The following is a 15,661-nucleotide window of genomic DNA, read 5'->3' on the forward strand; positions in this document are numbered from 1 at the left end:
AGATTGAGAGGAACCCCTATGAAAAAGCTAGAGGATTTATTTATTGTTGATGTTTTTCAAGAGGCGGAAATCATCGCGGGGCATGCTGGATTAAAACGAAGAGTCGATACAATCGAAATATCAGAAACACCTGATGTCTTTCACTTTATGGCCGAGAATTCTTTGTTATTAACGACTGGCTATGCTTTTCAGGAAGATCCTCGTACACTCAGCAAGTTTATTTCAGAAATCAATGAGCGACCATGCGCTGGGATGGCCATTAAACTGAAACGCTTTATCGATAATATTCCAGACGAAGTGATCAAGCTGGCAAATGCCTTAGATTTCCCAATCATTCGAATTCCAGAATCTTTAACTTTAGGAACTGTCTCCCATCAGCTTTTGGGATTTCTATGGGACAACAAGATTGAAGAGTTATTTTACGCTATTCACGTACATAAGAAATTTACGAATATGATGATGAAGGGCTATAAATTACAAACACTCATTGAAAACCTCGGAACCTTATTAAAGTGCCCTGTTCTGCTGCTTAATCCAATTGGCGATATTATTTCTTATTCTCATCATTTCGAACAAAATACGATGAAAAATGTGAAGGAGGAAGTCAGTTCTATTATTAAAAGCGATATAGATCATTACAGAGAAAAAAATAAGTTTTTTATTCAAAACCCTCATGCATTGGAAATAAAAATGCCGATCAATATTTTCCCTGTCAAAACAACTCGTCTATATCCATTTCTACTCCTAATTTTCAACTATGACAGGCTGCCGTATCCTTCCTCACAATTAGCGATCGAACAGGCATCTACGGTCATATCCTTTACTTTATTAAAAAATGAAGCGATTAAAGAAAATAGCCGGATGTTAGAGAATAACTTTTTCGGGTCGCTAGTTGATGGCAATATTACAACGAAACAGGAAATGATTCATCGAGGAAAGCAGCACGGCTTACTTGATCATCAAAAATATATTTGCATCGTCTGCACGATTGATAAAGAGAAAAGTGCAGATATGATGAACAGAATTTACGACTATTTGAACGAATACTTAAACATATCTTTCTGTCAAACAGAAGCTAATCCGATTGTCTTTCTCAAAGATGCCTATTTCGTTATTTTGCTGCAATTCCCACTTAATACGAATGAGCCTGTTAAAAGCTTGATTAAAGATAGACTTGAGAAATTTCAGCAGGAAGTTATGGAAAACGTTAAGGTTTCTCTTTCCTTTGGTGCAGGAAGTCTCGTAAAAGAGGTTATCGATATAGCCATTACTTATAACGAGGCTGTTGAAGCATGGGAAAACGGTTTTGATCTATTTCAATATCACTTTATTCACTTTTATGAAACAAAGCAATTAAAGGAATTAATGCATCTACTCCCTGAACAAAATATTAAAAAATTCTATGAAAATACATTGCGTTCTCTCTCCTATCCTAAATCAAAGGATGAGGATGATTTGCTACATACATTAATAGTTTACCTCGATCATCATTGTGAAATTTCAAAAACAGCTAAGAAGCTGTTTGTCCATCGCAACACAGTAAAATACCGCATTGCCAAATGTGAGGACATTTTAGGCTACTCTGTCCATGACTCAGAAAACTCCCTCCACCTTCGCATGGCTTTAATGATGAGAACGATGTATACGAAATAAGAAGACAGACGAGAACATAACCAAAAAAATCGCATTTTCATTGTACCCGAAGTAGGTTATGTAAAAGAGGCGATGTCAAAATAATTAGGAGGTTTTTTATCAATCATGTAGAATTCTCTAATACATCTGTACTGGGAGGTTAAGAAAATGCAAAAGACGGCTTTGTTGATTATAGACATTCAAAATGCCATGTTTGATGAGTCCAACCCGATATACGACGGAGAACAGCTTCTCAAAAATCTTCAGGATTTAATTAATAAGGCACGTACTGCTAACGTCCCTGTTTTTTTTGTTCAACATAATGATGAAGAATTCAAACGTGGAACTCCTGAGTGGGAGATTCATTCTTCAATTTCTCCAAATGAAGGAGAAGCTGTAATCCAAAAACACACACCCGACTCTTTTCACGAAACCGAGCTTCATGAAAAACTTAAAAAAGAACAAATCGAAAATCTTGTTATTGCAGGAAATCAAACCGAGTATTGCGTAGATACTACGAGTCGCCGTGCATTTAGTCTCGGCTATACTATCACACTTGTCAAAGACGCTCATCGGACATGGAATTCCAATACCTTAAGTGCTAAACAAATTATTGATCATCACAATGAAGTGTTGGGTAATGCTTTTGCTACCCTTAAGGAAACAAAAGAGATTCAGTTTTCATATGGGCAGATTAGTTTAAATTAATACCGTTTGTATTGCTACTACTTTAATAAAAAATATAAAGATACAATTTTGCAATAACAGGTGCACTTCTTCAAGAAATTCTGGGCTGCGGCGGCAACCTATTTTTTCTTCAATTAAAGGAATAGGATAGTACAATAGAGGAATATAAAAAATGGCAATATCTGTGGTTATTATATTTCCACAGATATGCCACTAGCTGATTTTAATGACTTATAAAAATAATAACTGGAGCAGCTTTTTATTTGTTTGTTTGCTCAACATATTTTTTAAAATTATTTAAAATCGCCTGCCATCCTTGTTGTTGAAACTCAATCGGTTGTGAAGTTTCCGCATCAAAAGCTTCAATTACTTCGGTTCCGTATTCTTGACCTTTAAAAGTGATTTTTACTTTTCTTCCATCACCCATAGTATAAGCAATAACCTCATGTAATTTTACTTCATCATAGATTCCGCCAAAATCGAAACCAGCACTGCCATCTTTGGCTTCCATTCTTGAAACAAATTTTCCTCCTGCTCTTAGATCATTTTCAGCAAAAGGTGTGTGCCAATCATCTGAAGCATTATTCCATATTTTTATATGATTTGGCTCTGTCCAATACTTCCACACCTTTTCTAATGGTGCTTGAACTGTTGTTTCTACTGTAACTGTTTTAAATGTTTGCATTTGATTTCCCTCCTCTATAAATACAAAAACTTTCCTGTAATCTGTCCACATGAGGTGCCTAAATATATTATAAGCATTCCCAATAAATTTAACTATTAAAAATAGTTAAAAAATAATTCGATATTTTGTTTCTATATATGTGAGAACTAGTATATCAAAAATGTCGATTTCCTTTTAAGAACATCTTATTATACTGTTATAAACAACATGGTATCGTTTCACAAATTACACATTAGAAGAATTAAATTTTATCTGATCACTAGTTAAAACACGTCTTAACAAGACAAGAATATTTTAATATAAAACTGCACTAATCCTCCATGGACGAATGCTCCATCCATCTTGTTAAAATAACTATAGCCGCCAGGTTCGTATTATAGACTAATTACAAAAGCCTGTTAAAATAAAACAGGCTTTGTGGTTAAAATTGTTAATTTTCTTGTTGGACATAGGGCTTATGCTCAAGATGATGAATGGTTTTAATAAAACGAATGGTCTTAGTTTTTGCACGCATGACAATAGAATCTGTTTCAACTAAGTTGTCTCCTAAATAGCGCACTTCTTTTAATATATCTCCTGATGTTACACCTGTAGCTGCAAAAATAGCATCATCCCCTGATACAAGATCATTTAACATTAAAACTTTATCTGGATTGTCTATACCCATTTGTTTACAACGTAAGATTTCATCATCATTTTCAGGTAGTAATCTTCCTTGCAATTCTCCACCTAAGCATTTTAGTCCAGCTGCGGCAATGACGCCTTCAGGTGCGCCGCCACTCCCTACAAATAAATCAACACCAGTGTCTGGCAATGCAGTAGCAATTGCAGCACTGATATCATTATCAGAAAATAATTTCACCCTTGCCCCTTTTGCACGAATACGGTTAATTAAGTCTTGATGTCGATCTCTTTCAAGAATCATAATTGTTAAATCTTGCACTCTCTTTTTATTTGCCTCTGCCACAATGTCTATCGTTTTCTCAATTGAATCGTTGATGTTTACTTTTCCTGCAGCAGCAGGGCCCACTGCTAATTTTTCCATATACATATCTGGAGCGTGAAGCAGAGTCCCTTGGTCAGCGATGGCTAGAACCGTAATTGCATTTGAATACCCTTTTGCAACAATATTAGTTCCTTCAATAGGATCTACGGCGATATCTACTTGCGGTCCATTACCTGTACCAAGTTCTTCTCCTATATATAACATTGGTGCTTCATCCATTTCTCCTTCACCAATGACCACTTTACCTTGCATATTTACTGAATCAAAAATCTTTCTCATAGCATTAGTAGCAGCACCGTCAGCACTTATTTTATCGCCTCTCCCCAGCCAACTTGCGGCAGCTAAAGCTGCTCCTTCAGTAACACGTACAACTTCCAATGCGAGTTCACGTTTCAAAATAAACCCTCCAAAAATTAAGTTTTCATACAACAGTAATTAGTATAACACATTCCAATTATAGTGCTACACTATAGATTGATATGATTATCTCATTCATACATAATGAATGTGATTAAAAATAGGTTTATGTAAAGATAAAGTATGAGTAGACTTTTGTAGTTGCAGGTATTTTCTGGTTTTAAGCTGGAATCTCAAAGATGAGTACATCAATATGCAGATGAACAATGATAGAAATTATTTGAAATAAAATATTGTCATTAATAAATAGCACATTAATAAATAAGGCATGTTTATAATTAAACATGATTAATTAGTAGGAAGTTCTTTAACAAATTATCGCATTTCTTAATTGCCAAATACAAAAAAGAAACTGATTAGATTTTTATCGCTAATCAGTTTCTTTTAAAATTTATTTGAGTTGGTGGTTTACAGACTAAGTTAGAATTTTTTGTAGCTTTATAATAAAGTTTGATAAGAAACATGCTACAAACGCTGTTTTATCAACATGGGTTATTTTTGTTTTTGAAAAAAAGATTGTTCAAAACTTAATTTGGACTATGATGCGTTCACTTGTTTTTAAAATAAAGATTGATCAAAACAATCACAAAATCTTGATTTGATAGCCGCCTTCCATAAATAACTGGTATTTTGATCAATCTTCTTATAAACGGTTAAACTTTATTTTAAAATTACATTATTAATATTCAACACTTAAATTTGGTATCAATGGCTTGTTTTCAATAGGTGATGATAAGGAAATCAATGTAGTGGAATCGCCATACTTCATACTATCATTTTCAAATAATTCAAGTTCCTTTGTTGATTCAACTACTACTTTAATCAAATAATTGTATTCCCCGCTAATTCGGTGACACTCTACTACTTGTGAAGCCTTCTTACAATAATCAACGAAATTATTGCACTTTGTGTTAGGCCCAGTATCAGCGTCGGTGCAACCAAGCTCGATATTGATTTAGAAAATGCGTTTAGAAAAAAGAGAGAGATAAATAAACATAGGAATTGGGATTAATAATTTTTAAAATTTTATGGTATTGCTTAAAAAAGACCCTAAAGATAAAAAGAAAAGTTTTATCTTGGTATTTATTATAAAGTTTAAATGGAATCCGGTTTTCGTTTTGAAGGCCGGATAATTCACTAACATTTTCTTACCGTTGTAAATATGCGGTTATCTTAACTACAAAGTGACAATCATTAATAAATCAATGGTTGTCACTTTGTTTAAATGTATTCTATGTACTATATTTTATTTGTTAAGGGGTTATTCTCAGGTACTAATTCCTTTGAGAATTCAGTTAAAGCAGTTGCGTTTGGCATTTCTTGCTGATCGGCTTCGAATATTTTTTATTACATTTTGTATATTATTCGGCATATTACTGTTTCGATTTCTTCTAAATCCATTTTACATTAAAATCTCTACAATTAATTCTGATGGTTCCTTTATATAAGTGTGAAAGAGAAAATTTATTTGTTTTAATAAAGTTATTTCACTGCGCCAGTTTTGCATGGTTCTAAAATAATCTCATTTAATTTTAGATTCACTGGGTTTGCGATGGTGTCTCCAACTGGGCATGTCTTTTCAATAAACGCTACAAACTCTTCCACTTTTTCTCTAGGTGCATCAGTCGCAATATGTATATTAAAACGAATATCAGAATAACCGCGGCGTACATCAGATTTATTCAAAAAGCCATCTGTGTCAAGGTCCCCTTCTACATCAATCCATAGATCATCAAATTCTATTTTGAACTTTCTAGCATACACTCGAGCAACAATTGCTTGGCAAGCACCTAATGCAGCTAAAGTTAATTCAACAGGATTCATTCCAGTGTCAGTTCCACCTAATTCCTTTGGCTCATCAATAATAATCTCGAAATTACGAGATTTAGCTTTAACCTGAACCCCCTGTTGCAAATGAGCAGTCGCTTGAAAAGTTGTCTTAGGCATAGTTCATTCATCCTTCCATTTGATGTAATTTTATTTCCAAATAATTTCTATTTACACATATAATATAAGTCTTTTCAAATAAATTGTCTGTAGACACATTGTGAAACATTGAGCAATATGTGTTTATAGAAAACAAAATCGAAAACGACCTGTTCAGCTTATTGTCCGAGTGATGGAAGCTGAACGGGATTTAATTTATCAGAAAATGCCCTTGATGAAAACACAAAATCTTAGCGCGTACATACTCAAGATAGCGATTGCAACGAATCTTCAAACGAAAATGCTGTGAAAAATTGAATGGAGGAAAGTAAAAATGATGAGTGATGTATTTAGAAACATTATCGAGTTTTTGAAAAGTACAGCGCCAATATCAATCATCTCAAATATTATAATCTGTGCTATTTTGCTTGCTGTGGGACTGTTATTATTGTTGAAAAAGCAACAACAAACTAAAGAGAAAAAAATTGGTGGTTGGGTTTGTATATCCATTTTAGATTTTTAGGGGCTATATCTAATTGGGTTTTCTCGTATGTAGTTTTCTAATGTGGTGAACATGATGATTAATAAAATGTATGCTACGATGGATAATGCTTGTAAAAAAGCAAGTGAGCTTACAGGAGTATCCGTTCGATTTCCAAAACCAAGTAAACGGTCACTAAGGATTAGCGCGGTTACAAATGGATTGATAGGAGTGGGCTTACATTATTCGGAGTTTTATCGCCGTATAAATGGACAATATTATTAGGTTCGTTAGGTATTACAGGTAGCATAACACAGGCATTAGCTTTCTTGGTTTACTATAAATACTATAAAAATCAATATAGTTAACTAGGATTTAAAGAAACAAAAAGACGGATAACTTTACATTGAATACTGTAAAGTCATCCACTATAACTAGTTAAGTTACCGCACTTTCCTGACGCTACCCCTAAATATAAGTAAAAAAACAAAAAGGCAGCCATCTGGTTACCTTTTTATTTATACCTGCCCCCAGAGAAAATATAGTTGGCAAGGTTATCATTCAATACGTAGTCCACTATGATAATCACAATCTAAATTCCATACCATCCTCAGCAATATGAAATCCTCTTTCTTCAATTAGCTTTCTTATTTGCCGATTCGAGTCAATGGCAGGGTTCGAATGATTTAGATGGGTAAAATAAATCTCTTTCTGGCCTACTAAATTTTGAAGCTTATCCATTGTTTCTGTCATGAGAGGGTGGGGGATTTCTCTGAAATCACGGCCAATTTTTTCAAGATCCTTTGTTGAATAGAATGTTCCATCAAGTAAACAAACGTCAACTTCACTGCATGCGTTGTAAATGTCCTGGCCCCATTCATCCCAGCGATCGATATCTGGAATGTAAAGGACTTTTTTATTTGGTCCTTCAATTTCAAAGGCAAAGGTTTCAGAGAATTCATTTCTATGTGGAACTTCAATTGGTTTAATCTTTACAAGCTGAGAAATGCGAAGGGTTTGTACATTGCTCAGTTCTAACACATTGATATACTTTAGATAAGTTAATTGGTTCCAAGGTGCATGGTTTTCTAATAATTGTTTCATTTTTCCACCTGCAAACACCGGTACACCAGCAGCACCAATTGCTTCACGACCTAAAAAAAGCAACCCCGGGTAATGACCTAAATGGGCATGGGTTAAAAAGATACTATCCATAAGCTGTCCTTGCATATTGTATTTTAATTGAAGCTTAGTCATTTGTTCTTTTAAATCAGGTGACGCATCTATTAAATGCCATCTTCCCTCATGAGGAAGAACAATAGCCAATGAGGCAGCAAGACGCCTAAACTTCGGATTGTTGATCGCCTCAGAACAGTTTTTGCAAAAGCAATTCGGATGTGGAAGTCCAGCATCTTGTGCTGTCCCCAATACATTTAAAATCACGTCATTCATAGTGAAATTTCCCCTTTATCTTTCAATAGCTTCTCATCTTCATGATAATTCTTCTTTGAAATCGTCCATCCAGTAAAGCCGAATATGATATTAATAAGCGGAACAAGGAAAACAAAGAAAGCATACGGAATAAATTGACCTGGGCTAACATCCAGAATGCTAGTCGCAAATACAGCAGGAACTCCCCATGGTACAAGGTTTATACCAACTGTACCGGCTGCTTCAACACAACGTGAAAGGTTTTTAGTATCTATACCCATATCCTTATATTTTTTTACGAATGTTCTCGCCGGTAAAATGATCGCCAAAAATTGTGCGCCACTTGCAAATGCTACAACAAATGTAGATAGAATGGTTGAACTGATTAAGGTCCCCGTTGTTTTTACCCTTCGCATCATTTTCCGTGTTAATTCTTCGAATGATCCTGTCTCTTCTAAAATACCTCCAAGAGCGGTAGCAATGATTAATAAAGCAATTGTACCCAACATGGACATTATTCCGCCACGATTTAGCAATGAATCTAATGCATCTGCACCTGATTCAACGGAATACCCACTTGTCATTACTTGAATAATATCTGATACAGAAGATCCCTGGACAAATATGGCAAGTACTCCACCAAGTAGGCTAACGCCCATTAATGCAGGAATTGCAGGAGTACGAATAATCATTAAAAAGATGGTTAGCACCGGCATAAGCAATAAAAGAGGATGAATCAAAAAAACATTGTCCAGACCGGTCTTGATTGTATCAATTACGTTCGTATCTGCACCATCGCTAGCAGCCGGGGAATTACTGACAATCCAATACATAAGGATTGATAAGAAAAATGCAGGCAGAGTATCCCAAAGCATGTGCTTAATGTGACTAAATAAATCTGTTTCAGCCATTGCAGGAGCGATATTCGTTGTGTCAGAAACGGGGGACAATTTATCTCCAAAATAGGCCCCTGAAATCACGGCACCTGCAACAAGTCCCGGAGCAAAGCCAAGTCCTTCTCCAATCACCATGAAAGCAAGTCCAATTGTAGCAATAGAAGTGAAAGAGCTTCCTAATGTAACAGAAACAATGCCAGTTACAAGGGCTACAATAGGGACAAATATTTCTGGCTTAATAATGGACAGTCCATAGTATATGATCGTTGGTATTACGCCGCTTGCAATCCATGAACCGACTATCATGCCAATAATAAGTAAAATAAACACTGCAGGTAATGCTCTGGCAACTCCATTAACCATCATTTTCTGAACCTCATCCCAGCTCCAGCCTGAACTCTTCGCAACGATTGCTGCCATAATTACCCCGATCATTAATGGAATATGCATACCTGCTTTCCAAACGAATATTGATAAAGCTGCAGAAATGATTAAAGCTAGTATAGGAAGGATTGCAATCCCCATAGTAATTTCTTTTTTCATCTTATGATTCTCCTTCTAAATGATTAAAAAATAAAAAAAGCCCCATCCCAAAAAAGGGACGGAAGCTCCGTGGTACCACCCTAGTTAACAGATTACTCTGTTCTCTTGTTTAGATAACGGCCGAAACCGGAAATTCAGCTCCCTAATTGTAATTCACTATACTTCTTGCCTGATTTTCACCGCTATCAGGTCTCTGCTTTCAAGAATTGTATTAGCTACTGTAATAGTTCAACGCTTTTATGCTTTTGTGCTTTTGTGTAATTAAGTATAAAGATATATTAGAAGAAGATTCTTCATTAGTCAATGATTTTTTCAATAAAAAACACAATATTATTTAGAAATGTAAAATTAAAAGTTGTTTCAGATCTTTGAGAGTACATTCTCTGAATCCCATATAATCCCGAATTTGGGCTCGGTGATATTTGATGGATCCCCCATCCCAATCATATTCTGGAAATAAATTGGCATGCGCGTGTAAAAAGATAATAAAGTTATATAGTTTAATAAGCCAAACAAGCATAACCCCGTTCTAAATTTAGGACGGGGTTAAAAAAGGATACGATTAGCTTCCCAAATGCGGTACTGCATCTTACCATTTTCTTTATAACGATCTGAATAAAAATCTCGAAGAATAAAGTGATAAACATCTTTTAGTGAATAGTTATTTGTTGGATCTAAGTCAATATCTTGGACATAAAAAAGTTAAGTCCCATTCCTTATGCTGCTCGGCATAATGTTTCTTCTTCATCTGGTGTTAAATAGTTTATTGCGCCATGAATTCGCTTTCGGTTGTACCAGCTTTCAATGTAAGTAAATAAGGCTACTTTTGCAGTTTCAAAGTCCAGATATCGGTTCCTATAAACCTCTTCTTTTTTCAATGTTGCATGAAATGATTCCATACATGCATTGTCATACGGACAACCTTTTCGACTAAATGATTGAATGAATCCATGTTGCTTTAACTGCTTTTGGAATGCTTCACTCGTATATTGTGTGCCTAAATCCGTATGCAAAATAACCCCTTCATTAGGGTCTTGATTTTGAATGGCATTGTCTAGTGCTTGTGTAACCAATTCAACCGTCATTTGTCGGGCAAAGTTATATCCTACGATTTTCTTAGAATGAAGGTCTAGCACTGAAGCTAAGTAACACCAGCCATCTTTATGTGTGTGAATATATATCAGCTACCCATTTCTCATTAATAGAGGTTGTTTGAAAATCCTGCTCTAATCTGTTTTCACGTTCTTCTATATGACCTTGAAATGATGCAGGACGATATTTTTTAACAATAATAGAACGAACTCCAGCCTGTTTCATTAAGCGTTGTACACGTTTGATGCTCACCTGAAATCCTTCTTTACGCAATAAGTAATGAATTTTAGGAGCTCCATAACGACCCTTACTTGCTTTATGGATTTCTCGGATACGTTTGGTTATTTCCTCATTTTCTATTTGATAGGCCGAAGGCATTTTATGGGCAGCTTGATAATAAGTACTTTTAGGCAACTTTAATACACGACACATGGTTTTAACAGGATAGTGTGCCTTTTCTTCATTGATATGTTCGATAATTTCTTGATCCATTACTTTTTCGCGAATATGGTCATAGCCTTTTTTAATATTTCTACCTCTTGTTTTAAACGTAAATTTTCTTTTTGAATAGCTGCGATTTCAGCGGGTGTTAATGACTCATTTCCCCCAATAGGAGAATGCACTTTAATCCATTTATAAATAGTTACTTCTGAGACACCATATTCGCTAGCAAGCTGGTTGACGGGAGTACCAGCACGATAAAGTTCAACAATCGTTTCTTTGAATTCTTGATTGTAACGTTTTTGTTTCATAACGGACACGTCCTCTCTTAATTTCTAGGATAAGGACTTAACTAAAATGTGTCCATACTTCTATACTAGCTCCATTAGCATTCCTGTAGAACGTTAATTATCAACTTTGAAAAAAATAGAGCCCCTCAGTAAGATATGAGTATAGACACCACTCTAAAACTCACATTCTAAGGAGGAAGCTCTAATATGAAGTTTAAAATGCAAGACAAACAAAATCAACTAATAGAAAGAATTTCAGATAAACATCTCGTTGTTGGGGTAGATATTGCACAAAAAACGCATGTTGCCCGAGCTGTGAATTTTCGTGGAATAGTGATTGGTGAACCCCTTACTTTTGAAAATAATGAAGAAGGGTTCGACAGTTTATTTCAGTGGATTAATAGGTTAAAAATTTCAAAAGGTTATAGTACCGAAATAGTTGGTATGGAACCGACTGGACATTACTGGTTAAACTTATCTAAATGGCTATACGATCAAGGTGTGGATGTAGTAACTGTAAATCCTCATCTTGTTAAAAGGAACAAAGAAAATCGTGATAACACCCAATCCAAAAGTGATAAGAAGGATGCCCTTGTGATTGCGGATATGGTCAAGAATGGATACTACTCCTTTATTCGCCCAACTTCGGAAGCATTTGAGGAACTTAGAGTACTAATGTCAAATCGAGACGTTATTGTTAAACGTCTTGTGAGCTCTGCGAATCAAATTAACCGATGGGTAGATGTTGTATTCCCTGAATTTCGGGAGGTTTTTAAAGATGTAAAAGGAAAAGGAGCCATTACGACTCTTCGCTTATTTCCAACACCAAAGGAACTGCGTTCCTTAGATGTCAAAGATATAGTAAATGGATGGAAATCATTAATGAAACGACAACCTGGCTTGAAGAAAGCTCAATTATTGATTAAGCTATCTAAGAATTCTGTAGGTACCACTCAAGCCTACGATGCTTATAAACTACACCTAAAAATGTTACTCGACGAATTTGATCTCGCCACAATCCAACTTGAAACAGTCGAAAAAGAAGTAAGTGAAGTACTTAAAAACATTACTTTTTCAGATAAATTACTTGGTATTAAAGGATTAACTGAAGTAACCCTAGGTGGCATTTTAGGTGAAACTGGCGACCTCAGTAAGTTCGCACATGGTAATTCTCTATTACGTCATGCAGGTCTACATCTAGTAGAGGCTAGCTCAGGTAAATGGAAAGGACAAATTGTAATTTCTAAACGAGGAAGGTCTCGTTTAAGGCGATATTTATTTCTAGCAACACTTAGTCTTGTGGCAAATAATCCTGAGTTTAAAGCTCTTCACTCTTATAATGTTGAGGTTAAAAAGATGAAGAAAATGAAGTCAATAATGAAACTTATTGGTAAGTTGGCAAGATTATTAGTTGGAGTGGCCCGGCGAAACGAGTCTTATTGTCCAGAAAAAGTATACCCATTAATACCAGCAGCATAACCCAATTATCTTCAGTTGAACACGACTAATAAAAATTGTTGAATATTGGCTTATTCGTAGGATCTCAAAGAAAGCACGGAGTACTGGAATACTTAAACAAAAGGGCATTGCGACCCATTCCGTTAGCAAAACCGGCCTCCACCCCTTGGATAGGCATGACGAAGGAATGAAAGGGCTTAGACCCGTTGAGACATGGGAGGGATAGCCTCCAGGGGCGGCGTGGAGTAAGCGTGCAGTATACTGGAAATAAGTGGGGTATTTGTTCTACTCCTCTATTCCCGCATGCATTCATGTAGCCCAAATATCTATAATTATTTCAATCATCCGTTATTGTTCTTACAAAGTGGTTTGAAATCCTGCGAATAAGCGAGCATTTGAGAGAAAACAGAATCTATCTGAGGGAGTTTAAGTACATTTCTTCACAATCTCACATAAATATCTGTATAATGATAATAAAGTTATTGAATATTGATTAATAAAAGCTAAGAGCCTTACTACATTCTACGTAGCAAGGCTCTTTAAAGTAGTTTCAAATTACTTCCATCTGTTTATATATTACTTAAAAAATGAATAATAAAGTTGTTTACTTCTTATTGAACTAACGTATCTTTTCGTTTAAGAGTAACTCTTCACAATTACTTGATATTATATAGGTGAATTGAAAGATAAATTAATATTTAGTTTAGTAGTTGTAAAAGTAGATTATTTATATGATTCTCTTATAATTTTTCAAAAAGGAGAGTTTATGAAAAAGATTATTGTTTTTATATTAATGATATTTATATTATTCTCAGGATTGGCAACACAAAGTTATGCGCTATCAGATTCGAAATCTGCGGCAATACAAGCGTTGCTAGATGATGCCCGTCGTATATCAGGTGTACCGGGAATGTCAATCTCAATACTTGCTGATGATGAAGTGTTCTACTTTTCTTCAGGGTATGCAGACCGTGAAAAGGGGTTGTCTGCAAGTGAAAATACACTCTATGAGTTAGCCTCGGTCAGTAAAGCTTTTACCGGTATGGGTATTATGCTGTTGGAAGAGCAAGGGCTGCTCTCAATGACTGACCCTGTCCAAAAATATTTACCTTGGTTTACTTTAAAGTATCAAGGGAAACCTGTTGATATGCAAAGTCTTACACTAAATAACTTTCTTCACCATACCAGTGGTCTAACAAATATTAGGCATACTCAAAATATTCCACAAGGCAATACACCGGATATGTTGCAAAAGACTGTGGAAATGCTCATAGATGCTGAATTGGCGTTCCCTCCCGGTGAACAGTATAACTATGGAACCGTTAATTATGACGTATTGGGTTTGGTTATTGAGATTGTCTCGCGACAAAGCTATGAAGATTTTATGAGGGAACAGGTATTTCAGCCGTTAGGTCTTCACCAGACGTATGTTTATAAAGAAGATGCTCAAGCCACTGGACAGTTGGCACAGGGCTACCGTTCTTCCTTTTTTATGACAACTCCATTTAAAGCTCCGGATTATGCTGGGAATAAACCAGCAGCCTACATCATTTCTAATACAAAAGATATGGCGCGTTGGATGGGCATACAGATGGGTATCGTGCAGGACATACCCGAAATATTTCACACGGTTATCGAAAAATCACATAGGGGTGATATGTCTGTTTCGGCTGTCAACGATATGTATTATGCGGCAGGCTGGTCGGTAAACGCCGACCAAACGATTATAGAACACACTGGGGGCAATCCAAATTTCAGAACCCAAGTAGCCATACTGCTAAATGAAAGAACAGCCATCTGCTTGCTGAGCAACAGCGCAAATACCAATATAAACCTGGTACTAAAAGTTAAAGATATATTAGACGGCAATCTAACTCAGTCATATGAAATAAGCGGCACACAGCTTTTGGATATCATTTTGTCGTCTATCACAATTATTCTTTGCCTATTGGCCGTTTTGCTAATTCTCTTAGGATTACGCAGAAGGAAAACGAATGAGCGGCAGCCAATGACAAAAAAGAGAATAATCGTAACAGTTATTTTCCTGCTCGCTACGATTGCCCAGGGTATACTGTGCTGTGCTTTCGATTGGTCAACGATACTTATTTGGCAAACATATAGCGTTCTTACAGCTTTGATTTCGTCAGCATTATTAACAGCAAGCATTACATGGTTTGTATACACTCACCGATAGAATACCTCGCTCCCAAGATAAGCATAATGTTAAGTAATTAAATTTCAATTTATCGGTATGCTTAATTTGAAAAACATAAGACACTTCGGTGTCTTTTTTAATTTCATCGACAATTTTCTCAGTCAAACCTAATTACTATTGCTTCCACTAACCTGCTCTGTTCGTGGAATAAGGATTTTTAAACAACTATATTATTTTTAAATGACTTTATTGTAAATTAAACATCTTTATTATTTCTGCACAATATCCAGTTTTGTTTAAAGTCTTATTCCATTAAATGGCCCTATAATGGAATAAGACCTAAATCGATTCATTCCTATGCTCAGTATTGAATTTAATTTCATTTTGATAATGTTTAAGATAAGCCCTCATCCATCAGCTTTCGAATAACAAGGTCACCTCCACTCTCTTTTTTCTTTTATTTTTTTCAAAACCCTTCTAATTGATAAAAAAACATTTCTAATTAATCTACTTTCAAATCC

At 35.4% G+C, this 15,661-nt stretch carries 11 protein-coding genes, 1 pseudogene and 1 other annotated feature; of the genes and pseudogenes, 5 read left to right on the forward strand and 7 right to left on the reverse strand.

Annotation, left to right across the window (positions count from 1 at the left end; genetic code table 11):
- Window positions 1-18 precede the first annotated feature (18 nt).
- Window positions 19-1,653 carry a PucR family transcriptional regulator gene (locus FI644_RS08580; RefSeq protein WP_053477991.1) on the forward strand — a complete coding sequence of 545 codons (1,635 nt, stop codon included), beginning with the start codon at window positions 19-21 and terminating at the stop codon, window positions 1,651-1,653.
- Between the two features lie 147 nt (window positions 1,654-1,800).
- On the forward strand, window positions 1,801-2,340 hold the full coding sequence (locus tag FI644_RS08585; protein WP_053477990.1) for a cysteine hydrolase family protein: 540 nt from the start codon (window positions 1,801-1,803) through the stop codon (window positions 2,338-2,340).
- A gap of 238 nt (window positions 2,341-2,578) precedes the next feature.
- Here the strand turns inward: FI644_RS08585 and FI644_RS08590 are convergent, their stop codons facing one another.
- The 4 genes from FI644_RS08590 to FI644_RS08605 form a co-directional block, all read right to left on the reverse strand.
- Window positions 2,579-3,004: an SRPBCC family protein gene (locus FI644_RS08590; RefSeq protein ID WP_172797595.1), complete on the reverse strand. Its 426-nt coding sequence runs from the start codon at window positions 3,002-3,004 to the stop codon at window positions 2,579-2,581.
- 430 nt (window positions 3,005-3,434) lie between these two features.
- Window positions 3,435-4,406 carry a class II fructose-bisphosphatase gene (gene glpX / locus FI644_RS08595; protein WP_053477989.1) on the reverse strand — a complete coding sequence of 324 codons (972 nt, stop codon included), beginning with the start codon at window positions 4,404-4,406 and terminating at the stop codon, window positions 3,435-3,437.
- A gap of 700 nt (window positions 4,407-5,106) precedes the next feature.
- Entirely contained in the window at window positions 5,107-5,382 is a 276-nt protein-coding gene (locus FI644_RS27345; protein ID WP_369692294.1) for an Lrp/AsnC ligand binding domain-containing protein, read from the reverse strand.
- A gap of 527 nt (window positions 5,383-5,909) precedes the next feature.
- Window positions 5,910-6,374, reverse strand: a complete 465-nt coding sequence (locus tag FI644_RS08605; protein ID WP_053477988.1) for an OsmC family protein — start codon at window positions 6,372-6,374, stop codon at window positions 5,910-5,912.
- 313 nt (window positions 6,375-6,687) lie between these two features.
- Between FI644_RS08605 and FI644_RS08610 the strand changes: the two genes are divergently transcribed.
- Window positions 6,688-6,876 carry a hypothetical protein gene (locus tag FI644_RS08610; RefSeq protein ID WP_053477987.1) on the forward strand — a complete coding sequence of 63 codons (189 nt, stop codon included), beginning with the start codon at window positions 6,688-6,690 and terminating at the stop codon, window positions 6,874-6,876.
- A gap of 543 nt (window positions 6,877-7,419) precedes the next feature.
- On the opposite strand, the gene FI644_RS08620 is transcribed toward FI644_RS08610, so the two are convergent.
- The 3 genes and pseudogenes from FI644_RS08620 to FI644_RS08630 all read right to left on the reverse strand — a co-directional run bounded on the left by FI644_RS08620 (window position 7,420) and on the right by FI644_RS08630 (window position 11,548).
- Complete coding sequence (locus FI644_RS08620) at window positions 7,420-8,286, reverse strand: MBL fold metallo-hydrolase (protein ID WP_053477985.1); 867 nt, start codon at window positions 8,284-8,286, stop codon at window positions 7,420-7,422.
- Entirely contained in the window at window positions 8,283-9,704 is a 1,422-nt protein-coding gene (nhaC, locus tag FI644_RS08625; protein WP_053477984.1) for a Na+/H+ antiporter NhaC, read from the reverse strand. The genes FI644_RS08620 and nhaC overlap by 4 nt, the downstream gene beginning before the upstream one ends.
- A gap of 51 nt (window positions 9,705-9,755) precedes the next feature.
- Window positions 9,756-9,945: a binding site (T-box leader), on the reverse strand.
- 475 nt (window positions 9,946-10,420) lie between these two features.
- Window positions 10,421-11,548, reverse strand: a pseudogene (locus FI644_RS08630) (IS3 family transposase).
- 186 nt (window positions 11,549-11,734) lie between these two features.
- On the opposite strand from FI644_RS08630, the gene FI644_RS08635 reads away from it, so the two are divergent.
- Both FI644_RS08635 and FI644_RS08640 read left to right on the forward strand, forming a co-directional pair.
- Window positions 11,735-13,006 (forward strand): IS110 family RNA-guided transposase, encoded by a 1,272-nt coding sequence (locus tag FI644_RS08635; protein WP_056681801.1) that lies wholly within the window; start codon window positions 11,735-11,737, stop codon window positions 13,004-13,006.
- A 745-nt stretch (window positions 13,007-13,751) separates the two neighbouring features.
- Window positions 13,752-15,179: a serine hydrolase domain-containing protein gene (locus tag FI644_RS08640; protein WP_056681939.1), complete on the forward strand. Its 1,428-nt coding sequence runs from the start codon at window positions 13,752-13,754 to the stop codon at window positions 15,177-15,179.
- Window positions 15,180-15,661: the final 482 nt, after the last annotated feature.

It is taken from the genome of Cytobacillus solani (assembly GCF_006704205.1).
GTDB lineage: Bacteria > Bacillota > Bacilli > Bacillales > Cytobacillaceae > Cytobacillus > Cytobacillus solani.